The sequence below is a fragment of the Kitasatospora sp. NPDC041988 genome, from assembly GCF_055588525.1.
Map to the genome: position 1 here is coordinate 45,972 of NZ_JBVJCO010000025.1, position 22,728 is coordinate 68,699.

Consider the following 22,728-nt stretch of genomic DNA (forward strand, 5'->3'; position numbering starts at 1 on the left):
GGCTGGGCCAACTGGCCTGCCCCACCGTGTGAAACAGGCGATTTCGCCTGTTTCGCATCGAGAGGAAGCAACACCCATGCGTGCCACCTGGATGGCCGTCGCGCTGACCGCAGCCCTTGCGCTGACCCCGGTCGCCACGGCGTCCGCCACCACCGCCGGCAACGAAGCCGCGGCCCCCCGAACCTCCCCCGCCCCCGCCGCCGTCCCGGCCCTGTCGGCCCTGTCGGCCCTGTCGGCTATCCCGGGGGTCTCCGCGGTCCCGGCGGTCGCCGCGCGCCCGGCCGACGTGCTGCTGCCCGTCACGGTCCCCCCGGTCGCCGCACCGGCGCCCGACATCCCCGCCCTGCCGGCCGCCCCGGCGCTGCCCACCACCCCCGACCCGACCGCGCTCCTCGGGACGGTCGGCGACCTCGTCGGCACGGTCACCGGACTGCTCTCGTCCCTGACGTCCTCGCTCCCCGACCTCGGCGTCGTGCAGCAGTTGGTCAGTTCGCTACAGGCCGTCCTGCAGGGCCTGCTCGGCCAGCTGCCGGCACCGCCGGTGACCGCCCCGGCCCCGCCGACGCTCCCCGGCGCCGGTGCACCGAACCGCTCGGAACAGCTCGCCTCCCTCAAGGCGCAGGCCCAGTCCCTCGCGGACACCGCGGCCGCGGCCCGCCTCGCCGCCGTCCACCCCCGGCCCGCCGCGGGCTGACCCCGCCGATGCGAGAGGCCCCGGTCCCGAACCCGGGACCGGGGCCTCACCGCACACCCCACAGGGGTCAGCGGTAGTTCACGAACTGGATCGCGAAGTCGAGGTCCTTGCCCTTGAGCAGGGCCTGCACGGTCTGCAGGTCGTCACGGCTCTTCGAGCTGACCCGCAGCTCGTCACCCTGCACCTGGGCCTTCACGCCCTTGGGGCCCTCGTCGCGGATGATCTTCGCGACCTTCTTGGCATCGTCCTGGGAGATGCCCTCCTTCACGTCCGCGAAGATCTTGTACTCCTTGCCGGACAGCTGCGGCTCCTTGGCGTCCAGAGCCTTCAGCGACAGGCCGCGCTTGATGAACTTGCTCTGCAGCACGTCCAGCACGGCCTTCACCCGCTCCTCGCCGTTGGCCTTCATCTCGATCGTCTCGCCGGAGCGGTTGATCTCGGCGCCGACGTTCTTGAAGTCGAAGCGGGTGGCGATCTCACGGGAGGTCTGGTTGATCGCGTTGTCGACCTCCTGCCACTCGACCTTCGAGACGATGTCGAAACTGGAGTCGGCCATGGGTGTTGGTCTCCTTGATGCTCTGGCTTCACTGACACGGCCCGCCCCACCGGACGCCCGCCGCCCCAGCCTATCCAGCCCCACCCCGCCCCCGCCCCCGACAGCCACGCCGCACCCCTTGATCATCACGTGACCAATCGAGTGGCGAACCACCCCCCGGCATCAGGTATCGTTTACGAAGTCGAACGGGGCAAGCCCCCGCGAGACACCAATCCTGGCTGGTTGCCCGAGCGGCCAAAGGGAGCAGACTGTAAATCTGTCGCGCAAGCTACGCAGGTTCGAACCCTGCACCAGCCACTGGATTACCAGACCGGCCCGAACAGCGGAAACGCTGTTCGGGCCGGTTCTGTTTTCCGGGCGCGTGGGGCCCGGCTGGGGTCAGGGGGTGGTGAGGAGGAGGGTGACGGCGGTGGGGGTGTCGGGGGCGGTGTGAGTGGGGGCGGGGTGGGACGGGGGGAGTGGTGGCGCGGGGGCGGGGGTGATCCAGATGGAGCGGAGGCCGGCGGCGTGGGCGCCGCAGATGTCGGTGGCGGGGTTGTTGCCGACCATCCAGTCGGCGGGGGTGAGGATGCGGCCGAGGCGGGCGGCGGCGAGGCGGAAGATCTCGGGGGCGGGTTTGCGGGCACCGGCCTCCTCGGAGACGCAGACGGTGTCGACGGTGGGGAGCAGGCCGGTGCGGGCGAGTTTGGCGCGCTGGATGTCGGTGCTGCCGTTGGTGACGACGCCGATGGTCCAGCCGGCCTCGCGGAGGGTGGCGAGGGCCTCGGGGACGCCGGGGATCAGGTGGGTGCGGGCGGCTTCGTTGGCGACGTGCGTGTCCCAGAGGATCCGGCCGGAGTGCGGGAGGCCGTAGCGGGCGGCGATCCGGGCGAAGCCGGCGGGGGAGCGGTCGGCGCGGTAGAGGGCGAAGACGGTGGGGGCAGCTTCGGCGGGGAGGCCGTGGGTGGTGCAGAAGGCGGGGGTCCAGGCGTCCGCGCCGCCGTCGCGTTCGACCAGGGTGTGATCGAGGTCGACGAGGAGGAGCGGCTCAGGGTGACGGTTCATGTGCGGAGAGTAGTGTAGGGGAGTGCGCGCGTTATTGCGCATTTCTTGCAATTACGTCTGGAAGGCAGCAAAGTGTTCCCCAGGGGGTGGGCGGGGCCTTTCAGCCTCCCCGCTGAGCAGTCCCGGACGCGTCAGCATGCGCCGGGAGTCCTCCGTACGAGCTGATCGTCTTCCCAACCGGCGCCCGCCGGGACAACGGTCCGCCCGCCCCCGTCCACCTCCTCCCCGTCCTCGTCCAGCTCGTCCCCGCGCCCGTCGGTGGGCGTCAAGGGCGCCCGTCGGGGTGTCGCGAATGCGCAGGGAGAGCGGAGGTGGATTGCAGGCATATGTCCTAAATATCCCACCCGATCGTCATATCTTGACGATGTCTTAACGGGGGGGCTTAACGCGCTCGAAACGCCCCCGACCGGCCCGGAACGCTCCGCGCATAGCGGCTTCGACCTGCGGGAACACCCCGCCCAATGGGCGTGCCGGGCCCGCGGGACACTCCGCCGAGGCTTATTGCCAGCCTGTTTCAGGCCCTTACGCTCGCCCATGTGTTCAACGTGCCCCAGGCGCTCAAGCGCCTAGTGATCGGCAAGGCCATGCGCAGCGAAGAGCTGGGCGAGACGCTGCTCCCCAAGCGGCTGGCGCTGCCGATCTTCGCTTCCGACCCGCTCTCCTCGGTCGCCTACGCGACCCAGGAGATCCTGCTGGTGCTCACCGTCGGTGGCACCGCCTTCCTGTACCTGACCCCGTGGGTCGCGGCCGGTGTGGTCGCGCTGATGGCGGTCGTGGTGATGTCGTACCGCCAGGTCGTGCACGCCTACCCGAGCGGCGGCGGCTCGTACGAGGTGGTGTCCCGCAACCTGGGTGCCAACTCCGGCCTGGTGGTGGCGGCGTCGCTGCTGGTCGACTACGTGATGACGGTCGCGGTGTCGGTGGCCTCCGGCGTCGACAACATCATCTCGGCGCTGCCCTCGCTGGCCGACTACCGGGTCGAGCTGGCGGTCGGCTTCGTCGTCCTGCTCGCGGCGATGAACCTGCGCGGGGTCCGGGAGTCCGGCAAGGCGTTCGCGGCTCCGACGTACCTGTTCATCGGCGGCATCGTGCTGATGGTGGTCACCGGCCTGATCAAGGCGGTCTTCGGGGACACCCCGGTGGCGGCCAGTGCCTCGTACGGGGTCCTGCCGGTGGACGGGAAGGACACCCTGGCCGGGCTCGGCCTTCTGATGCTGGGCCTGCGGGCGTTCGCCTCCGGCTGTACGGCGCTGACCGGCGTCGAGGCGATCTCCAACGGCGTGCCGGCGTTCCGGGCGCCCAAGTCGAGGAACGCCGCTGCCACGATGGCCGTGATGGGCACCACGGCCGTGGTCATGTTCGTCGGCATCACCGCGCTGGCCCTGATGGCCAAGGTGCACATCACCGACGACGCCTGCCAGCTCACCGGCTTCCCCGGGGACTGCCACACCGCGCCGCAGCAGACCGTGATCGCCCAGCTGGCGGCCGCGATCTTCGGCGGGGACCAGAGCTTCCTCTTCTACTTCATCCAGGCCGTCACCGCGCTGGTACTGATCCTGGCGGCCAACACCGCGTTCAACGGCTTCCCGCTGCTGGCCTCGATCCTGGCCGAACACCGCTACCTGCCCCGGCAGATGCACACCCGCGGCGACCGCCTCGCCTTCTCCAACGGCATCATCGCGCTCGCGGTGGTGGCCGGCGGGCTGCTCTGGCTGTACGACGCGGACGTCACCAGCCTGATCCACCTCTACATCCTGGGCGTCTTCACCTCCTTCACGCTCTCCCAGATCGGCATGGTGAAGCACTGGAACCGGGTGCTGGGCAGCGAGACCGACCCGGCCGTCCGGGGCTCGGCGCAGCGCTCCCGGGTGATCAACGCCTTCGGCGCGGTCACCACCGCGCTGGTGCTGGTGATCGTGCTGCTCACCAAGTTCACCCAGGGCGCCTGGCTGGCCGTGGTCGCGGCGATCGTGCTCTGGGTGATGATGCGCGGCATCCGCCGGCACTACGACAGCGTGGCCGAGGAGCTGGCGGTCGACGACCCCCGCGAGGAGTCGGTGCGGCCGTCCAAGGTGCACGGGATCGTGCTGGTCTCCAAGCTGCACAAGCCCACCCTGCGGGCACTCGGCTACGCGCAGGCGTTCCGGCCGGACTCGCTGGAGGCGCTGACCGTCGCGGTGGAGAACGACGCCACCCAGGAGCTGGGGCGGCAGTGGGAGGAGCTGGACGTCCAGGTGCCGCTCAAGGTGCTGGACTCGCCGTACCGGGAGATCACCAAGCCGGTCGTCCAGTACGTCCGTGAGTACCGCCGCAGCAGCCCGCGGGAGGCGGTGGCGGTCTTCATCCCCGAGTACGTGGTCGGGCACTGGTGGGAGCACCTGTTGCACAACCAGTCGGCGTTCTGGCTGAAGAGCCGGCTGCTGTTCACCTCCGGCGTGATGGTGATCAGCGTGCCGTGGCAGCTCACCTCCTCCAGCAAGGCCTATCACCCGTCGCGCCGAGCCCCGGGCGCGGTCCGCCGCGGTGAGCCGGCGGCGAGGTCGGAGTACGAGAAGCTGCCGGCGCCCGAGAACGCCTGACGGGCAGCCGACCGGGCCCCGGACAGCACTGCTGTCCGGGGCCCTTCGCGTAGTCGCACAGGGGAGAAGCCCGTACGGGGCCCGCCCCCGTATGGACCTCGTCAACAATCGAACGGGCGCCGTATGGAGGGCGTCAAGGTGGCCGGTAACGCCCCGTAAGAGCGCTTGGCTGGCTCTGCCGGCCCGCCGCCGGTGCCGCACCGGGCCCGTCGAGGGCCGACCGCGGCCACCTCTGAACCACTGTGGTGGAGCCCATGTCGGATCTCATCTACGTCGGTGTCACGGTCGCCGTGTTCGCCGTCATCGCCCTGATCGCGCGGGGGGTGGAGAAGCTGTGACCGCGGAGAACATCGCAGGTCTCATCGTGGCCGTCGCCCTCGTCGGGTACCTCGTCGTGGCGCTGATCTACCCGGAGAAGTTCTGACATGAGCGAGCGTAGCGAGCGAATCATTGGTGCTGCGCCCGGCGAGGCCACCACCGAGCACGGCGAGGTGGGGGCATGAGCTCCACTCTCGCGGGCTGGCTGCAGGTCCTCGCGCTCATCGGCGCCCTGGTCTTGTGCTACCGCCCCCTGGGCGACTACATCGCCCGTATCCTCACCACTTCCAAGCACCTGAGAGCCGAGCGCGGCCTCTACAAGGTGATCGGTGTGGACGGTGACGCCGATCAGCGTTGGCCGGCGTACCTGCGTTCGGTGCTGGCCTTCTCGGCCGTCTCGGTGCTCTTCCTCTACGGCCTGATCCGTCTCCAGGGCTACCTGCTGTTGAACCTCGGGGTCGAGCAGATGCCCGGCCACCAGGCGTGGAACACGGCGATCTCGTTCGTCGCCAACACCAACTGGCAGTCCTACAGCGGTGAGTCCGCGATGGGGCACCTGGTGCAGATGGCGGGCCTGGCGGTGCAGAACTTCGTCTCCGCCGCCGTGGGCATCGCGGTCGTGGCCGCGTTCATCCGCGGGTTCACGCGGAACCGGACGGACCGGCTGGGCAACTTCTGGGTGGACCTGACCCGGATCACCCTGCGCCTGCTGCTGCCGATCTCGATCGTCTTCGCCGTCGCCCTGATCGCGACCGGCGTGGTGCAGAACTTCCACGGTTTCCACGAGGTGGCCACGCTGGGCGGGGACGCGCAGGCGATCCCGGGTGGGCCGGTGGCCTCGCAGGAGGTCATCAAGGTCCTGGGGACCAACGGCGGCGGCTTCTTCAACGCCAACTCGGCGCACCCGTTCGAGAACCCGACCGGCCTCAGCAACTGGCTGGAGATCTTCCTGATCCTGCTGATCCCGTTCGCGCTGCCGCGGGCCTTCGGCAGGATGGTCGGGGACCACCGCCAGGGCTACGCGATCGTTGCGGTGATGGGCCTGTTCTGGGTGGCCTCGGTCGCGCTGATCACCTTCTTCGAGGCGCAGCACGGCGGTTCGGCCCTGCAGGCGGCCGGTGGGGCGATGGAGGGCAAGGAGCAGCGGTTCGGCATCGCGGCCTCGGGTCTGTTCGCCGCCTCGACGACGCTGACGTCGACGGGTGCGGTGAACTCCTTCCACGACTCGTACTCGCCGTTCGGCGGCGGGCTGACGATGTTCAACATGATGCTGGGCGAGATCGCGCCCGGCGGCACCGGTTCGGGCCTGTACGGGATGCTGGTGCTGGCGATCGTGGCGGTCTTCGTGGCCGGTCTGATGGTCGGACGCACCCCGGAGTACCTGGGCAAGAAGCTCGGCGGGCGGGAGATGAAGTTCGCCTCCCTGTACATCCTGACCACGCCGACGATCGTGCTGATCGGCACGGGTGTGGCGATGGCGCTGCCCGGCGAGCGGGCCGGGATGCTCAACTCCGGTGCGCACGGCTTCTCCGAGGTGCTGTACGCGTTCACCTCGGGCGCGAACAACAACGGCTCGGCGTTCGCCGGTATCACGGTGAACACCGACTGGTACGACACGGCGATCGGTCTGGCGATGGTGTTCGGCCGGTTCCTGCCGATGGTGTTCGTCCTGGCGCTGGCCGGCTCGCTCGCGCAGCAGCAGCCCGTCCCCGCCACCCCGGGCACCCTGCCCACCCACAAGCCGCTGTTCGTGGGCCTGCTGTCGGGCGTCGTCCTGATCGTCGTCGGCCTCACCTACTTCCCGGCCCTGGCCCTCGGGCCGATCGCGGAAGGTCTCTCCTGATGTCGTCCACCCTTACCGAGAAGCCGGTCCCGCAGCCGGAGGCGCCCGCCGTGGCACCGCACAGAGTCTCCGGCGGCCTGCTGGACCCGAAGCTGATCGTCTCGTCGCTGCCTGACGCGGTGAAGAAGCTCGACCCCCGGGTGATGGTCAAGAACCCGGTGATGTTCGTGGTCGAGGTCGGCTCGGTGGTCACCACCGTCGCCGCGATAGCCGACCCGTCGGTGTTCGCCTGGTCGATCACCGTCTGGCTCTGGCTGACCACCGTCTTCGCCAACCTGGCCGAGGCGGTCGCCGAGGGCCGTGGCAAGGCGCAGGCGGACACCCTGCGCAAGACCAAGTCCGACACCATGGCCCGCCGGCTGCTCGACTGGCCGAAGAGCCAGGCCGAGGAGGAGGTCTCCGGGACGGCGCTGCGCCTGGGCGACCACGTGGTGGTCGAGGCCGGGCAGATCATCCCCGGCGACGGTGACGTGGTCGAGGGCGTCGCCTCCGTCGACGAGTCGGCGATCACGGGCGAGTCCGCGCCGGTGATCCGCGAGTCCGGTGGCGACCGGTCGGCCGTGACCGGCGGGACGAAGGTGCTCTCCGACCGGATCGTGGTGAAGATCGCCTCGGAGCCCGGCAAGTCGTTCATCGACCGGATGATCGCCCTGGTCGAGGGCGCGGCCCGGCAGAAGACGCCGAACGAGATCGCGCTCAACATCCTGCTGGCGTCGCTGACCATCGTCTTCCTGGTCGCGGTGGTGACGCTGCAGCCGATGGCGACGTTCGCGGGCGCACCGCAGTCGATGATCGTGCTGGTCGCGCTGATCGTGGCGCTCATCCCGACCACGATCGGCGCGCTGCTCTCGGCGATCGGCATCGCCGGCATGGACCGGCTGGTCCAGCGCAACGTGCTGGCGATGTCCGGCCGGGCCGTCGAGGCCGCCGGCGACGTCAACACCCTGCTGCTCGACAAGACCGGCACCATCACCCTCGGCAACCGCCAGGCCGCCGAGTTCCAGCCGGCCAAGGGCGTCACGGTCGACGAGCTGGCGGATGCGGCGCAGCTCTCGTCCCTCGCGGACGAGACGCCGGAGGGCCGCTCGATCGTCGTCCTCGCCAAGACGGAGTACGGTCTGCGGGCCCGCGCCCAGGGCGAGTTGACGCACGCCACCTGGGTGCCGTTCACCGCGCAGACCCGGATGTCCGGCGTCGACCTGGACGAGGCCGACGGCGTCCACTCGGTGCGCAAGGGCGCGGCGGGTTCGGTCACCAACTGGGTCACCGAGAACGGCGGCACGGTCGGCAAGGACATCGCCGAGCTGGTCGACGGCATCTCCGCCGCCGGTGGCACCCCCCTGCTCGTCGCCTCCCGGATCGGCGGTGCGGCCCCGAAGGCCCTCGGCGTGATCCACCTCAAGGACGTGGTCAAGGAGGGCATGCGGGAGCGGTTCGACGAGCTGCGCCGGATGGGCATCAAGACCATCATGATCACGGGCGACAACCCGCTGACCGCCAAGGCGATCGCGGAGGAGGCGGGCGTGGACGACTTCCTCGCCGAGGCCACCCCCGAGGACAAGATGGCCCTGATCAAGAAGGAGCAGGAGGGGGGCAAGCTGGTCGCGATGACCGGTGACGGCACCAACGACGCTCCGGCTCTGGCCCAGGCCGACGTCGGTGTCGCGATGAACACCGGGACCATGGCGGCCAAGGAGGCCGGCAACATGGTCGACCTGGACTCCAACCCGACCAAGCTGATCGAGATCGTCGAGATCGGCAAGCAGCTCCTGATCACCCGCGGCGCGCTGACCACCTTCTCGATCGCCAACGACGTCGCGAAGTACTTCGCGATCATCCCGGCGATGTTCGCGGCGGTCTACCCGGGCCTGGACAAGCTCAACATCATGGGCCTGCACAGCCCCCAGTCCGCGATCACCTCGGCGATCATCTTCAACGCCCTGGTCATCGTCGGCCTCATCCCGCTCGCCCTGCGCGGCGTCAAGTACCGCCCGTCCGACGCCAGTTCGCTGCTGCGCAGGAACATCGGGGTCTACGGGTTCGGCGGGCTGGTCGTCCCCTTCGTCGGGATCAAGCTGATCGACCTCGTCGTCCAGTTCATCCCCGGCCTGAGCTGACCCACGGAAAGGAGGAACGCATCATGTCCAAGCCCCTGCCCACCACCGTGCGCACGCACTTCACCGCGCTGCGGATGCTGCTGGTGATGACGGTGATCCTCGGTCTCGCCTACCCGCTGCTGGTCACCGGCCTCGGCCAGGCGGTCCTCAGGGACAAGGCCAACGGCTCGATCGTGAAGACCGCCGACGGCAAGGAGATCGGCTCCAGCCTGCTGGGCCAGAACTACAACCTGCCGAAGGCGAACCCTTCTGGTTCGACAACGGGGGACGACGAGAACGAGGAGGCCAAGCCGGACCCGCAGTGGTTCCAGCCCCGCCCCGGCGCCCACGATCCGAAGAGCTCCGGCGCCTCCAACCAGGGCCCGAACAGCGAGGACCTCGCCAAGACCGTCGAGGACCGCCGCAAGGCCGTCGCCGAGTTCGACGGCGTCGACCCGGCGAGCGTCCCGGTGGACGCGGTCACCGCCTCCGGATCCGGCCTCGACCCGCACATCTCGGTCGCCTACGCCAAGGAGCAGGCCGCCCGGATCGCCAAGACCCGCGGCAACGTCTCGCCCGAGACGCTGGACAAGCTGATCGAGAAGTACACCGAGGGCCGCTCGCTCGGCTTCCTCGGGCAGGAGGGCGTCAACGTCGTCCTGCTCAACAAGGCGCTCAGCGAGCAGAAGTGACGGCCGCAGAAGTGACGGCCGACCGGCTGGACGAGTGAGACGGGCCGACCCGGGCCGGGGTACCACCCCGCGCCCGGGTCGGCCGACGTACGCCCCGACCCTCGTACGAAGAAGACGAAAGAGCAGCGCCCATGGCCCGCGACCTCACTCCCGGCACCGGCCCCCGCCGTGGCCGGCTGAGGGTGTACCTCGGCTCCGCCCCCGGTGTCGGCAAGACCTACCGGATGCTGGACGAGGCCCGGCGCAGACAGGAGCGCGGCGCGGACGTCGTGGTCGGCTTCATCGAGTGCCACGGGCGCCGTCACACCGAGTCCATGCTCACCGGCCTGGAGACCGTTCCCCGGCTCACCCGCTCCTACCGCGACGCCGAGTTCGACGAGATGGACCTCGACGCGGTGCTGCGGCGAAAGCCCACGGTCGTGCTGGTGGACGAGCTGGCGCACACCAACATCCCCGGCGGCCGCCACGCGAAGCGCTGGCAGGACGTCGAGGAGCTGCTCGACGCCGGGATCGACGTCATCACCACCGTCAACGTCCAGCATCTGGAGTCGTTGAACGACGTCGTCCAGAAGATCACCGGCGTCCCCCAGCGCGAGACCGTCCCGGACGAGGTGGTCCGCCGGGCCGATCAGATCGAGCTGGTCGACATGGCCCCCCAGGCGCTGCGGCGCCGGATGGCCCACGGCAACGTCTACAGGGCGGAGAAGGTGGACGCCGCGCTCTCCAACTACTTCCGGGTCGGCAACTTGACGGCTCTGCGCGAGCTCGCCCTGCTCTGGGTGGCCGGGCGGGTCGACGAGGGGCTGCGCGACTACCGGGCCAGCCACAACATCGACCGCGTCTGGGAGACCCGCGAACGCGTCGTGGTCGCCCTCACCGGCGGCCCCGAGGGCGAGACCCTGATCCGCCGCGCGGCCCGGATCTCCGACCGCACCGCCGGCGGCGACCTGCTCGCCGTCCACGTCACCCGCAGCGACGGCCTGGCCGGCGCCTCCGCCGGCGCGCTCGCCCAGCAGCGGCAGCTGGTCGAGACTCTCGGCGGCAGCTACCACGTGGTGGTCGGCGACGACATCCCCACCGCGCTGCTCGCCTTCGCCCGGGCGCATGACGCCACGCAGCTGGTGCTGGGCACCAGCCGGCGCGGCCGGATCGCCCGCTTCCTCACCGGCCCCGGCATCGGTGAGACCACCGTGGACGCCTCCGAGGACATCGACGTCCACATGGTCACCCACGAGTTCACCGGCCGCGGCCGGCTGCCCTCGCTCGGCCGCCGCCACTCCAAGCGCCGCACCATCGCCGGCTACCTCGCCGGGCTGGTGCTGCCCTGGCTGCTCACCGCCCTGCTCTCGCAGGCGCACGACACCGTCAACCTCACCACCGACGCGCTGATCTTCCAGCTCGGCGTGGTGATCGTCGCGCTGCTCGGCGGTGCCACCTCCGCCCTGCTGGCCTCGGTCGTCGCCTCGCTGCTGCTGAACTACTTCTTCATCCCGCCCGTCCACACCCTGACCATCGGCGAGACCAACAACATCGTCGCGCTGGTCGTCTTCGCCGCCGTGGCCCTGGCCGTCTCCACCGTGGTCGACCACGCCGGCCGGCTCACCGCCCGGGCCGCCCGGGCCACCGCCGAGGCCGAGACCCTGTCCACCCTGGCCGGCAGCGTGCTGCGCGGCGCCGACGCGCTGCCCGCGCTGCTGGAGAAGTCCCGGACGGCCTTCGGCATGGACTCCGTCGCCCTGCTGGAACGCACCGGCGGCGAGGTCCTGGCCCGCTGCGACGACGACGGCCGGACCGACGACGGCCGGACCGGCGACGGCAGGCCCGGTCAGAAGAACGACGGCCGGTCCGGCGAGCCGGCGGAGAGCACCGAGATCCCGGTCGGCGCCGACGCGGTGCTCGTCCTCACCGGCCGCCGGCTGCCCGCCGCCGACCAGCGCGTGCTCACCGCCTTCGCCGCGCACGTCGCCGCCGCCCTGGAGCGCGACCGGCTCGCCGTGGTCGCCGCCGAGGTCGAGCCGATCAAGGCCGCCGACCGGATGCGCACCGCCCTGCTCGCCGCCGTCAGCCACGACCTGCGCACCCCGCTGGCCGCCGCCCTCGCCTCGGTCGGCTCGCTGCGCAGCCCGGACGTCGAGTTCTCGCCCGAGGACCAGGCCGAGCTGCTCGCCACCGCCGACGAGTCCCTCGTCAAGCTCACCCGACTGGTGGACAACCTCCTCGACATGAGCCGCCTCCAGGCCGGCGCGCTCACCCTCCACCTCGCCGAGACCCACCTCGACGAGATCCTGCCCCGGGCGCTGGACACCCTCCCCGACCCGTACGCGCCGGTCCAGCCGCTCGACCTGGACACGGTGCCGGCGGTGCTGGTCGACCCGCCGCTGCTGGAACGCGTCCTGGCCAACGTCATCACCAACGCGCTGCGGCACAACGCCCCCGGCGCCCCCGTCCTGGTCGCCGCCAGCCACCACCAGGGCCGGGTCGAGATCCGCGTCATCGACCGCGGACCCGGCATCGCCCCCGAGGACCGCGACCGCGTCTTCCTGCCCTTCCAACGCCTCGGCGACACCGACAACACCACCGGCGTCGGCCTCGGCCTCGCGCTCTCCCGCGGCCTCGCCGAGGCCATGGGCGGCAGCCTGGAGGTCGAGGACACCCCCGGCGGCGGGACGACGATGCTGCTCGCCCTGCCCGCCGCGCAGACCGTTCACGACGACCGTCCGGGGGAGGCGCCCGCATCAGTGAGCGGAGCGAGCGAATCATGGGGTGGCGCGCGTCTCGCGAAGCGGCCACCGAGCGAAGCGAGGCGGGCGCATGAGTGAGATTCTGATCGTCGACGACGAACCGGCGCTGCTGCGCACCCTGCGGATCAACCTCAGCGCCCGCCGGTACGCCGTCCGGACGGCCGCCAGCGGCGGCGAGGCCCTGGACCGCGCCGCGCACACCGCGCCCGACGCCGTCCTGCTCGACCTCGGCCTGCCCGACCTGGACGGCATGGACGTGATCCGGGGCCTGCGCAGCCGCAGCGCCGTGCCGATCATCGTGCTCTCCGGCCGCTCGGGCGCCGCCGACAAGGTGGACGCGCTCGACGCCGGGGCGGACGACTACCTCACCAAGCCGTTCCTGATGGAGGAGCTGCTGGCCCGGCTGCGCGCCGTGCTGCGCCGGCTGCCGGGCGCCCCCGCGCCGGCCGCGCCGGTGATCGGCGACCACACCGTGGACCTCACCGCGACCACCGTGACCGGCCCGGCCGGCCCGGTGCGGCTCACCCCGACCGAGTGGCGGATCCTCGCCCTGCTGCTCGCCAACCCGGGCCGGCTGGTGCCCGGGCGGCAGATCCTGCGCGAGGTCTGGGGCCCGGCGCAGGAGGGGCACGGCAACTACCTGCGGGTCTACCTGGCCGGGCTGCGTCGCAAGCTGGAGCGCGATCCGGCCCGGCCGCGTCACCTGATCACCGAGCCCGGCATCGGCTACCGGTACGAGCCCTGACGGTCCGTCGCCGGGGGCAAGGCGTCAAAAGGCCGTCAGGAGACGCCCGGTGGGCGACAGGAGGGCGTCAAGGCCGGCCGGGGCGGACCGTCCGCGGGCGTAGCGTCAGCGGTGAGAGGGCGGCCCCGCTCCTTGTGGGGGATGCCTGGGGCTGCTCCGCCGCCTCGGCGGCCGGAAGGTGGGGGAGGGGCGCGCGGTCAAAGCCGCGCGCCCCCAAATCACCGTCCTTGTCAGCCCCCGCCCGCGCTCCCCGACTGCCGGGGCAGCGCCAGCACCACCGTGTCGGCGAACTCCCGGACGGCGCTGGTCCGGCTGACCACCCGTCCGCTGTGCACCACCAGCCGGCTGTGCCCGCCCGCGAGCGCCCCCGCCAGGCTGTCCCCGCGCACCGCGAGCAGCTCCGCCGGGAACCCGGCGTCCACCCGGACCGGCGGCAGCCCCAGCGCCGCCCGGGCCTGGTTGGCGACCGCGTCGTACGCCGCCTCCGGGGCCAGTACCCCGCCCGCCGCCAGCAGGTACGCGGCCTCCAGCGGATCCGCCCGCCCTACCGGGTTGGCCGGGTCGCGCAGCGCGCCGCTGCCCGCCGCGAGCGGCACCCGGGCGTCCGTCAGCTCACGCAGCAGCCCCGGCCGCAGGCCGGCCGCCCGGCCCTCCAGCCCGGCGCAGCAGCCGTTCTGCGGCAGACAGACCACCCGGACGCCGCTGGTGGCCAGCACCGCCGAGGCGCCCGGCGCCAGCGACCCGCACGGGCCGAGCACCACCCGCGGCCGCAGCGGGGCCAGCGCACTCGCCAGCCGGGCCAGCTGCGCCGGGTCGGCGCCGGTGGTGTGCAGGTCGACCGGGCAGTCCGCCTCCCGGGCAGCCTCCAGCAGCACCTGGACGTACCCCGCCGGGTCCGGGTCCAGTTCGGGGCAGCCGCCGGCCGCCGTGGCGCCCAGCTTGAGCGCGTCGCGCAGCTGGGCCCGGCCGTCGGCCCCGGCCCGGCCGGTGAGCAGCCGGGGCATGGCGACGGCCTGGAGCTCGGCGAGCCCGCGCAGCGCCTGCCGGGCGGTGAGCACGGCCTCCAGCCTGCGCAGCCCGTGCACGTCGCCGATCCGGACGTGGGTGCGCTGGGCGGTGGCGCCGTAGCCGAGCGAGGTGAGCGCGGCCTCGGTGACCCGCCGGGTGAGGTCGGCGGGGGTCTCCGGCGGCGGGGCGGGCAGGGCGGCGGCGAAGGCGACGTCGTAGTGGGCGTGCGCCTCGGCGGGGGCCGGCAGCAGCAGGTAGCCCTTGAGGTCGATCCGGGCGCCGGTGGTGGCGGTGGGGGCGCCTGGCAGGGCGGGCAGCGGGCCGAGGCTGCCGGCGGTGCCGACGGCCTGGATCCGGTCGCCGCTGATCCGTACGTCCACCACCCGGCCGTCGGCGAGCCGGGCGCCGGCGAGCAGCAGGACGGGGCCGTGCCCGAGCGGGTTGGCCGCCGGGCCGGGCCCGGAGTGCGGCCCGTCGGCGGCTGCGCTGTCCATCGCCCGGCTCCTTCTCGCGCTGGCCCGTCGAGTTGCCCGGCCCGTCCCGATCAATGAGCGACGAGCCTATGGCGCGCGGGTGCGGGGCGCCGGGATGCGGGCAATAGTCGTATCGGGTCGGGCCGCGCCGCCGGAGGGCCGATCGAACGCCCGGCCTTCGATCGCTCATCCGTGCACGCCGCCGACCTGCGGTCTTCGCGTCGGGATACGGATTTCACCTCTGGGCGCGGAACGTGTAATCTCTTCCTCGTTCGCCCCTATAGCTCAGTCGGTAGAGCGTCTCCATGGTAAGGAGAAGGTCTGCGGTTCGATTCCGCATGGGGGCTCTGGTGAAAAGGAGTCAGCTTCGGCTGTGCTCCGGATCACTGTGGCGGTGTAGCTCAGTTGGTAGAGCAAGCGGCTCATAATCGCTGTGTCACCGGTTCAAGTCCGGTCACCGCTACCCCGCGTAGTCGGTCGGGAGATCGCACTCCCGGTCGGCTACTCTTGTTGTGTTCTTATTCATTGTCCAAGGAAGGCACTCCCGTGGCTGCCACCGACGTCCGCCCGAAGATCACGCTGGCCTGCGTGGAGTGCAAGGAGCGGAACTACATCACCAAGAAGAACCGGCGTAACGACCCGGACCGTCTTGAGATGAAGAAGCACTGCCCCCGCTGCAACTCGCACACCGCGCACCGCGAGACCCGCTGACCCTGCTGCAGGGCGCCGGGCCTGTGTGATTCAGGTCTTCGACTCCGGGCCGCACCCTCTCTGGGTGCGGCCCGGAGTCTTTTTTGTCATCCACCGGACTTTCGAGGAGTTGCCCGTGGCACTCGACCCCTCCTTCATCGGGCGGACGTACCCGCCCACCGAGCCGTACGAGGTCGGCCGGGAGAAGATCCGCGAGTTCGCGGTCGCCGTGGGTGACGCCAACCCGGCGTACACCGACCCGGAGGCCGCCAAGGCGCTCGGCCACCAGGACGTCATCGCCCCGCCGACCTTCCCGTTCGTGCTGACGTTCCGGGCCGCCGCCCAGGTGGTCCAGGACCCGGAGCTGGGCCTGGACTACAGCCGGGTGGTGCACGGCGACCAGAAGTTCGCCTACACCCGCCCGGTGCGGGCCGGCGACCGCCTCTCGGTCGCGGTGACCATCGACAACATCAAGTCGCTCGCGGGCAACGACGTGCTCACGGTGCGCGGCGAGGTGTCGGACGCGAGCGGCGAGCACGTGGTGACGTCGGTCATGACCCTGGTGGCCCGGGCCGCCGACGAGGCGGGGGAGTAACGCCATGGCGATCAGCTTCGACGAGGTCGCGGCCGGCACCGAGCTGCCCGCGCAGTCCTTCCCGGTGACGCGCGCCACACTGGTGCAGTACGCGGGCGCCTCCGGTGACTTCAACCCGATCCACTGGAACGAGAAGTTCGCCAAGGAGGTGGGCCTGCCGGACGTCATCGCGCACGGCATGTTCACCATGGCCGAGGCGATCCGGGTGGTCACCGACTGGGTCGGCGACCCGGGTGCGGTGGTCGAGTACGGCGTGCGGTTCACCCGTCCGGTGCCGGTGCCCAACGACGGGGTCGGCTCTGTGATCGAGGTCACCGGCAAGGTGGCCAAGCTGCTGGACGACCGCAAGGTCCAGGTCGACCTGGTGGCGACCTACGGAGGCCAGAAGGTGCTGGGCATGTCCCGCGCCGTCGTCCGGCTGGCCTGAGCGCACGGCGGGAAGGGTTGCCTGCGCGCAACCCTTTCCCCCGTACGCTGGGGGCGTGCTGGTAGAACTCGACGCCCCCCTCGCCCCGCTGACCACGCTCCGCCTCGGCGGTCCGGCCCGCCGCCTGGTGACCGCGACCACCGACGACGAGGTGGTCGCCGCCGTCCGGGAGGCCGACGCCGGCGGAGAGCCGCTGCTGGTCCTCGGCGGCGGCTCCAACCTGGTGATCGGCGACGCCGGCTTCGCCGGGACGGTGCTGCGCATCGCCACCACCGGCTTCGCGCTGGACGGCACCACCCTGGAGCTGGCCGCCGGCGAGGTCTGGGCCGAGGCGGTGGCCCGGACGGTGGAGCACGGCCTGGCCGGCATCGAGTTCCTGGCCGGCATCCCCGGCTCGGCCGGGGCCACGCCCGTCCAGAACGTCGGCGCGTACGGCCAGGAGGTGGCGCAGTCCGTCACCGAGGTGGTCGCCTACGACCGCCGGGCCGACGAGGTCGTGACGCTCTCCGGCGACGCATGCGAGTTCTCCTACCGGCACAGCCGCTTCAAGGCCGACCCGGACCGCTACGTCGTGCTGCGGGTCCGCTTCGCCCTGGCGGACAACGGCGGGCTCTCCACCCCGGTCCGCTACGCCGAGACCGCCAAGCACCTGGGCGTCGAGCAGGGCGAGCCGGTCGCGCTGCGCAAGGCCTACGAGGCCGTGCTGCGGCTGCGCGGCGGCAAGGGCATGGTGCTCGACCCGGCGGACCACGACACCTGGTCGGCGGGCTCCTTCTTCACCAACCCGGTGCTGACCGCCGAGCAGTACGACGCCTTCCTCGCGCTGGCCGCCGAGCGCGACCTCACCGCCCCCGCCTACCCGGCGCCGGACGGCTGCACCAAGACCTCGGCGGCCTGGCTGATCGACAAGGCCGGTTTCGGCAAGGGCTACGGCAGCGGCCCGGCGACCCTCTCCACCAAGCACACCCTGGCCCTGACCAACCGCGGCGCGGCCACCGCCGACGACCTGCTGGCGCTGGCCCGGGAGATCCGCGACGGCGTCCGGGCGGCGTTCGGCGTCGAGCTGGTCAACGAGCCGGTCATGGTGGGCGTCAAGCTCTAGGGCCCGTCCACCAGCCAGGCGTCGATGTCCGCCAGCAGCTCCTTCTGGGTGTTCTCCGGCGCGCGCGAGCCGCGCACCGACTGGCGGGCCAGCTCGGCGAGTTCGGCGTCGTCGAAGCCGAGCACGTCGCGGGCCAGGTCGTACTGGGCGGCCAGCCGGCTGCCGAACAGCAGCGGGTCGTCGGCGCCCAGCGCCAGCGGCACGCCGGCGTCGAACAGCCGGCGCAGCGGGACGTCCTCGGCCCGTTCGTAGACGCCCAGCGAGACGTTGGACGAGGGGCAGACCTCGCAGGTGACCTGACGGTCGGCAAGCCGCTGCATCAGCCGAGGGTCCTCGGCGGCCCGGACGCCGTGGCCGATCCGGCCGGCGCCGAGGTCGTCCAGGCAGTCCCGGACGGACTCCGGGCCGGCCAGCTCGCCGCCGTGCGGGGCGGCCAGCAGGCCGCCCGCGCGGGCGATGTCGAAGGCCCGGTCGAAGTCCCGGGCGAGCCCGCGCCGCTCGTCGTTGGAGAGGCCGAAGCCGACCACGCCCTGGTCGGCGTACCGGACGGCGAGCCGGGCCAGCGTCCGGGCGTCCATCGGGGACTTCATCCGGTTGGCCGCCACCAGGACCCGGATGCCGACGCCGGTGGCCTCGGCGGCGTGCCGGACGGCGTCCAGGATCAGCTCCAGCGCGGGGATCAGGCCGCCGAGCCGGGGCGCGTACGAGGTCGGGTCGACCTGGATCTCCAGCCAGCGCGAGCCGTCCCGGCGCTCGTCCTCGGCGGTCTCCAGGACCAGCCGGCGGATGTCGGACTCGTCCCGCAGGACGGACCGGGCGGTGTCGTAGAGGCGCTGGAAGCGGAACCAGCCGCGTTCGTCGGTGGCCCGCAGCCGGGGCGGCTCGCCGGAGCTGAGTGCCTCCGGCAGGCGGACGCCGTGCTTGTCGGCCAGTTCCAGCAGGGTGGCGGGGCGCATCGAGCCGGTGAAGTGCAGGTGCAGATGGGCCTTGGGGAGGTCCCTGACGTCTCGCGGATTCAACAGGCGTTCCATCCGCCGATACTGCCGTATCGGACCCGGATACGGGAACCGCCCCCTTCGCCTCCCCCGAAGGGGTGAAAGGGGGCGGTCGCGTCGGGCGGCTGCCGTCAGGCGGTCGCCTCGCCGAGCAGCTTCTGCATCCGGCCGACGCCCTCGACCAGGTCGGCGTCGCCCAGCGCGTACGACAGGCGCAGGTAGCCCGGGGTGCCGAAGGCCTCGCCGGGGACGACCGCGACCTCGGCCTCGTCCAGGATCAGCGCGGCCAGCTCGCCGGAGGTCTGCGGGCGCTTGCCACGGATCTCCTTGCCCAGCAGGCCCTTGACGGACGGGTAGACGTAGAACGCGCCCTCGGGCTCGGGGCAGACGACGCCCTCGATCTCGTTGAGCATCTTCACGATGGTCTTGCGGCGCCGGTCGAAGGCGGTGCGCATCTCGTGCACCGCGGAGAGGTCGCCGCTGACGGCGGCGATCGCGGCGCGCTGCGCGACGTTGGAGACGTTCGAGGTGGCGTGCGACTGCAGGTTGGTCGCGGCCTTGACGACGTCCTTGGGGCCGATCACCCAGCCCACCCGCCAGCCGGTCATCGCGTAGGTCTTGGCGACACCGTTGACCACGATGGTCTTGTCGGCCAGCTCGGGCAGCAGGGCCGGCAGCGAGGTGAACTTCGCGTCGCCGTAGACCAGGTGCTCGTAGATCTCGTCGGTCAGCACCCAGAGGCCGTGCTGCAGCGCCCACTCGCCGATGGCCCGGGCCTCGGCCTCGGTGTACACCGCGCCGGTCGGGTTGGACGGCGAGACGAAGAGAACGACCTTGGTGTTCTCGGTGCGGGCGGCCTCCAGCTGCTCGACCGAGACCTTGTAGCCGGTGGTCTCGTCGGACACGACCTCCACCGGGACGCCGCCGGCCAGCTGGATCGACTCCGGGTAGGTGGTCCAGTACGGGGCCGGGACGATGACCTCGTCGCCCGGGTCGAGGATCGCGGCGAAGGCCTCGTAGATCGCCTGCTTGCCGCCGTTGGTCACCAGGACCTGGGAGGCGTCCACCGCGTAGCCGGAGTCGCGCAGCGTCTTGGCGACGATCGCGGCCTTCAGCTCGGGCAGACCGCCCGCCGGGGTGTATCGGTGGTTCTTCGGGTCGCGGCAGGCCTCGACGGCCGCCTCGACGATGTAGTCCGGGGTGGGGAAGTCCGGCTCGCCGGCGCCGAAGCCGATCACCGGCCGGCCGGCCGCCTTGAGGGCCTTGGCCTTGGCGTCCACGGCGAGGGTCGCGGATTCGGCGATCGCGCCGATCCGGGCGGAGACCCGTCGGTCGGCGGGGCGGACGGAACTGTCGGGCTGCGGGGTGGAAGCGCTCATGCCTGCATGGTCGCAGAACCGGGACGGACCGGGCATGGGGGTTTCACCATATGTCTCTTTGATCTCGGAGCGCCGTAGTAACGTCAGCGACCTGTCCAAGGACAGCGGTCAGGGCTTGGCCGTCACGACGCTCTGCGGAGCCGAGTGAGAAGCCGCCCCGTCTGCGGGGTGGAGGAGTCACCTGTACGGGCTCGTCCGATTGCCAGGCATGGCGGCGGGTCGGCACAGGTGGTCGCAGAAGAGGTTCGACCAAACCCCTCTCGACCACGTACACTCACTGCTCGACGGCCACCGAGAAGCCAAGACTTCCTCGCCTGTGCATACAGCGGGGGGAGATGCGGTAGGTTGGTGGTCGCTACAGGAGCCGTAAGGCACCGTAGGGCAATAGCTCAATTGGTAGAGCACCGGTCTCCAAAACCGGCGGTTGGGGGTTCAAGTCCCTCTTGCCCTGCTGCTTGATCCGTATTCAGCCCGTTCGCTCCACAGAGCGAACGGGCTTGATGCGGAGAGGGCACCGAACAGCACCGCTTTAGCCGGCCGCTCGTGCCCGATCGGGTACGCAGGTGATGCTCGGCAGGACCCGGATTCAGGTGAGGACGAGTGACGGAGACCACGGGCTCCACCGCAACGCCTGAGAGCGGCAACCCCGAGGGTGCCGACGGCGCTGACGAGACCACGCCGGCCGAGGGCGAGTCGCGCCGCGACCGCAAGCGGGCAGGCCGCTCTGGCGACAAGAAGTCCGGCAAGCGGGCCAAGAAGGGCGTCTTCGCCCGGCTGGCCCTGTTCTACCGCCAGATCATCGCCGAGCTGCGCAAGGTCGTCTGGCCCACCCGCAGCGAGCTGGTCAACTACACCACCGTCGTGGTCGTGTTCGTCGTGGTCGTGATGGCTTTCGTGGCCGGCCTCGACTACGGCTTCTCGAAGCTCAGCCTCTGGGTCTTCGGCTGACCGAGCCGCCCCACCTTCGAAACAGCTTCCCGACCCGGGCCGATTCTTCGGTCCGGGTCGAGCTGTCGGCGCCGGACGTACGAGGCCGCTACCGTTGACTCGGTACTGTTGAAGTCTCCGAGGTATCTCCTGGCGCCCGCGTGAGCGGTAGCGGCGCCGGAGCGGTCCCGGAGCGCGCCACCTTCACCATCTCCAGGAAAGAAGCAGCCACCGTGTCTGAGTCCCCCCTGTACGACGCCGACGAGACCGTCCGCGAGGCGGATGTCGCCGCCGAGCTGGACGCGGCCGAGCTGGCTGACGAAGCCGAGTCGGCCGAGCAGATCGTGGACGCCGCGGACAGCGACGAGGACGAGGCCGAGGCGTACGACGAGGCCGAGGCCGGCGAGCCGGCCGAGGAGGCCGCGCTGCACGTGGAGGCCGACGAGGAGCTCGCCGCCGAGGAGGCCGAGCCGGCCGAGGAGACCGCGGACGAGGCCGACGAGGCTGCCGACGAGGCCGAGGACGAGGCCGCCGTCGAGGTCGAGGTCGACCCGGTCGCCAAGTTCCGCGAGGACCTGCGCTTCATGCCCGGCGAGTGGTACGTGATCCACACCTACGCGGGCTACGAGAACCGGGTGAAGCAGAACCTGGAGCAGCGCGCGGTCTCGCTCAACGTCGAGGAGTACATCTTCCAGGCCGAGGTGCCGCAGGAGGAGGTCGTCCAGATCAAGAACGGCGACCGCAAGACCATCCGCCAGAACAAGCTCCCCGGCTACGTCCTGGTGCGCATGGACCTCACCCCGGAGTCCTGGGGCGTCGTGCGCAACACCCCCGGTGTCACCGGCTTCGTCGGCAACGCCTACGACCCGTACCCGCTGACCCTGGACGAGGTCGTCAAGATGCTCGCCCCCGACGTCGAGCGCCAGGCGGCCAAGGAGGCCGGCAAGCCCTCGCCGGTCAAGCCGAGCGAGATCCAGGTGCTCGACTTCGAGGTCGGCGACTCGGTCACCGTCACCGACGGCCCGTTCGCCACCCTGCAGGCGACCATCAACGAGATCAACCCGGACTCGAAGAAGGTCAAGGGCCTGGTCGAGATCTTCGGCCGGGAGACCCCGGTCGAGCTCTCCTTCGACCAGATCCAGAAGAACTAGCAACGAGCTTCGGCTTCGGGGCGGGGCTGCGGCTCCGCCCCGAAGTCGTTTTGGTCCAGCGGCGCATCCGCGTTAGCCTGGTCCGATGTGTGTGCTGGCGGCCGGGTGTCGCCCCGGTTCGGCATGCACCAGCAATCACCTCTCGGAAGGACCCGGAGAGAAATGCCTCCCAAGAAGAAGAAGGTCACGGGGCTTATCAAGCTCCAGATCAACGCCGGTGCGGCCAACCCGGCGCCGCCGGTCGGCCCCGCGCTGGGCCAGCACGGCGTCAACATCATGGAGTTCTGCAAGGCCTACAACGCTGCGACCGAGTCGCAGCGCGGCATGATCGTGCCGGTGGAGATCACGGTCTACGACGACCGTTCCTTCACCTTCATCACGAAGACGCCGCCGGCCGCGCGCCTCATCCTGAAGGCCGCGGGCGTGGAGAAGGGCTCCGCCGAGCCGCACAAGACCAAGGTTGCCAAGCTCACGGCCGCCCAGGTCCGCGAGATCGCCACGGTCAAGCTCCCCGACCTGAACGCCAACGACCTGGACGCCGCGTCCAAGATCATCGCCGGCACCGCCCGGTCGATGGGCATCACGGTCGAGGGCTGATCACCCTTCTCGTCCATGTGGTAGGGCCTGCGCGGCCCGTACATACCACGACTCCATTCCCCACTCAGGAGCAGCA

Annotated in this window: 20 protein-coding genes and 4 tRNA genes; 19 read left to right on the forward strand and 5 right to left on the reverse strand. The window is 71.2% G+C overall.

Going from position 1 to position 22,728, the window contains the following annotated elements:
• The first annotated feature begins 76 nt into the window (after nt 1-76).
• Nucleotides 77-694: a hypothetical protein gene (locus ACZ6NC_RS24050; protein ID WP_465735843.1), complete on the forward strand. Its 618-nt coding sequence runs from the start codon at nt 77-79 to the stop codon at nt 692-694.
• Nucleotides 695-761: 67 nt separating this feature from the next.
• Here the strand turns inward: ACZ6NC_RS24050 and ACZ6NC_RS24055 are convergent, their stop codons facing one another.
• On the reverse strand, nt 762-1,250 hold the full coding sequence (locus ACZ6NC_RS24055; RefSeq protein WP_465735844.1) for a YajQ family cyclic di-GMP-binding protein: 489 nt from the start codon (nt 1,248-1,250) through the stop codon (nt 762-764).
• 216 nt (nt 1,251-1,466) lie between these two features.
• Here ACZ6NC_RS24055 and ACZ6NC_RS24060 point away from each other — a divergent pair.
• Nucleotides 1,467-1,547: transfer RNA gene (locus ACZ6NC_RS24060), tRNA-Tyr, on the forward strand.
• A gap of 81 nt (nt 1,548-1,628) precedes the next feature.
• On the opposite strand, the gene ACZ6NC_RS24065 is transcribed toward ACZ6NC_RS24060, so the two are convergent.
• Nucleotides 1,629-2,294 carry an HAD family hydrolase gene (locus ACZ6NC_RS24065; protein ID WP_465735845.1) on the reverse strand — a complete coding sequence of 222 codons (666 nt, stop codon included), beginning with the start codon at nt 2,292-2,294 and terminating at the stop codon, nt 1,629-1,631.
• 584 nt (nt 2,295-2,878) lie between these two features.
• Here ACZ6NC_RS24065 and ACZ6NC_RS24070 point away from each other — a divergent pair.
• From ACZ6NC_RS24070 to ACZ6NC_RS24100, 7 genes are all read left to right on the forward strand, one after another.
• Nucleotides 2,879-4,873, forward strand: a complete 1,995-nt coding sequence (locus tag ACZ6NC_RS24070) for an APC family permease (RefSeq protein ID WP_465735901.1) — start codon at nt 2,879-2,881, stop codon at nt 4,871-4,873.
• Between the two features lie 334 nt (nt 4,874-5,207).
• Nucleotides 5,208-5,297 carry a K(+)-transporting ATPase subunit F gene (kdpF, locus tag ACZ6NC_RS24075; RefSeq protein WP_045305809.1) on the forward strand — a complete coding sequence of 30 codons (90 nt, stop codon included), beginning with the start codon at nt 5,208-5,210 and terminating at the stop codon, nt 5,295-5,297.
• Nucleotides 5,298-5,372: 75 nt separating this feature from the next.
• Nucleotides 5,373-7,034 carry a potassium-transporting ATPase subunit KdpA gene (gene kdpA / locus ACZ6NC_RS24080; RefSeq protein WP_465735846.1) on the forward strand — a complete coding sequence of 554 codons (1,662 nt, stop codon included), beginning with the start codon at nt 5,373-5,375 and terminating at the stop codon, nt 7,032-7,034.
• Entirely contained in the window at nt 7,034-9,151 is a 2,118-nt protein-coding gene (gene kdpB, locus ACZ6NC_RS24085) for a potassium-transporting ATPase subunit KdpB (protein ID WP_465735847.1), read from the forward strand. The genes kdpA and kdpB overlap by 1 nt, the downstream gene beginning before the upstream one ends.
• Nucleotides 9,152-9,174: 23 nt before the next feature.
• Nucleotides 9,175-9,822 carry a K(+)-transporting ATPase subunit C gene (gene kdpC / locus ACZ6NC_RS24090; RefSeq protein WP_465735848.1) on the forward strand — a complete coding sequence of 216 codons (648 nt, stop codon included), beginning with the start codon at nt 9,175-9,177 and terminating at the stop codon, nt 9,820-9,822.
• 131 nt (nt 9,823-9,953) lie between these two features.
• Nucleotides 9,954-12,641, forward strand: a complete 2,688-nt coding sequence (locus ACZ6NC_RS24095; protein ID WP_465735849.1) for an ATP-binding protein — start codon at nt 9,954-9,956, stop codon at nt 12,639-12,641.
• Nucleotides 12,634-13,308, forward strand: a complete 675-nt coding sequence (locus ACZ6NC_RS24100; RefSeq protein ID WP_465735850.1) for a response regulator — start codon at nt 12,634-12,636, stop codon at nt 13,306-13,308. Before ACZ6NC_RS24095 ends, ACZ6NC_RS24100 begins: the two co-directional genes overlap by 8 nt.
• Before the next feature lie 230 nt (nt 13,309-13,538).
• Here ACZ6NC_RS24100 and ACZ6NC_RS24105 read toward each other — a convergent pair whose 3' ends face one another.
• The gene (locus ACZ6NC_RS24105) at nt 13,539-14,810 is read right to left on the reverse strand and encodes an amidohydrolase family protein (protein WP_465735851.1); all 1,272 of its coding nucleotides are present in this window, start codon (nt 14,808-14,810) and stop codon (nt 13,539-13,541) included.
• Nucleotides 14,811-15,063: 253 nt separating this feature from the next.
• Here ACZ6NC_RS24105 and ACZ6NC_RS24110 point away from each other — a divergent pair.
• The 6 genes from ACZ6NC_RS24110 (at nt 15,064) to ACZ6NC_RS24135 (ending at nt 17,603) form a co-directional block, all read left to right on the forward strand.
• A tRNA-Thr gene (locus tag ACZ6NC_RS24110) sits at nt 15,064-15,136 on the forward strand.
• 43 nt (nt 15,137-15,179) lie between these two features.
• Nucleotides 15,180-15,252 (forward strand) — tRNA-Met (locus ACZ6NC_RS24115).
• A gap of 83 nt (nt 15,253-15,335) precedes the next feature.
• Nucleotides 15,336-15,500: a 50S ribosomal protein L33 gene (gene rpmG, locus ACZ6NC_RS24120; RefSeq protein ID WP_006604855.1), complete on the forward strand. Its 165-nt coding sequence runs from the start codon at nt 15,336-15,338 to the stop codon at nt 15,498-15,500.
• Between the two features lie 115 nt (nt 15,501-15,615).
• On the forward strand, nt 15,616-16,074 hold the full coding sequence (locus ACZ6NC_RS24125; protein ID WP_148644350.1) for a MaoC family dehydratase N-terminal domain-containing protein: 459 nt from the start codon (nt 15,616-15,618) through the stop codon (nt 16,072-16,074).
• Between the two features lie 4 nt (nt 16,075-16,078).
• On the forward strand, nt 16,079-16,501 hold the full coding sequence (locus tag ACZ6NC_RS24130; RefSeq protein ID WP_405360177.1) for a MaoC family dehydratase: 423 nt from the start codon (nt 16,079-16,081) through the stop codon (nt 16,499-16,501).
• 58 nt (nt 16,502-16,559) lie between these two features.
• Nucleotides 16,560-17,603 carry a UDP-N-acetylmuramate dehydrogenase gene (locus tag ACZ6NC_RS24135; RefSeq protein ID WP_465735902.1) on the forward strand — a complete coding sequence of 348 codons (1,044 nt, stop codon included), beginning with the start codon at nt 16,560-16,562 and terminating at the stop codon, nt 17,601-17,603.
• On the opposite strand, the gene ACZ6NC_RS24140 is transcribed toward ACZ6NC_RS24135, so the two are convergent.
• A complete protein-coding gene (locus ACZ6NC_RS24140; protein WP_465735852.1) occupies nt 17,600-18,634 on the reverse strand; it encodes an adenosine deaminase in 1,035 nt (344 codons plus the stop codon). The two genes, ACZ6NC_RS24135 and ACZ6NC_RS24140, sit on opposite strands and share 4 nt — an antisense overlap.
• A 95-nt stretch (nt 18,635-18,729) precedes the next feature.
• A complete protein-coding gene (locus ACZ6NC_RS24145; protein ID WP_465735853.1) occupies nt 18,730-19,977 on the reverse strand; it encodes a pyridoxal phosphate-dependent aminotransferase in 1,248 nt (415 codons plus the stop codon).
• Between the two features lie 378 nt (nt 19,978-20,355).
• Between ACZ6NC_RS24145 and ACZ6NC_RS24150 the strand changes: the two genes are divergently transcribed.
• From ACZ6NC_RS24150 to rplK, 4 genes are all read left to right on the forward strand, one after another.
• Nucleotides 20,356-20,428: transfer RNA gene (locus ACZ6NC_RS24150), tRNA-Trp, on the forward strand.
• A 149-nt stretch (nt 20,429-20,577) separates the two neighbouring features.
• Nucleotides 20,578-20,925: a preprotein translocase subunit SecE gene (secE, locus tag ACZ6NC_RS24155; protein WP_465735854.1), complete on the forward strand. Its 348-nt coding sequence runs from the start codon at nt 20,578-20,580 to the stop codon at nt 20,923-20,925.
• Between the two features lie 212 nt (nt 20,926-21,137).
• Complete coding sequence (gene nusG, locus ACZ6NC_RS24160) at nt 21,138-22,055, forward strand: transcription termination/antitermination protein NusG (RefSeq protein ID WP_465735855.1); 918 nt, start codon at nt 21,138-21,140, stop codon at nt 22,053-22,055.
• Between the two features lie 162 nt (nt 22,056-22,217).
• Nucleotides 22,218-22,652: a 50S ribosomal protein L11 gene (gene rplK / locus ACZ6NC_RS24165; RefSeq protein WP_376155943.1), complete on the forward strand. Its 435-nt coding sequence runs from the start codon at nt 22,218-22,220 to the stop codon at nt 22,650-22,652.
• The last annotated feature ends 76 nt before the right edge of the window (nt 22,653-22,728 follow it).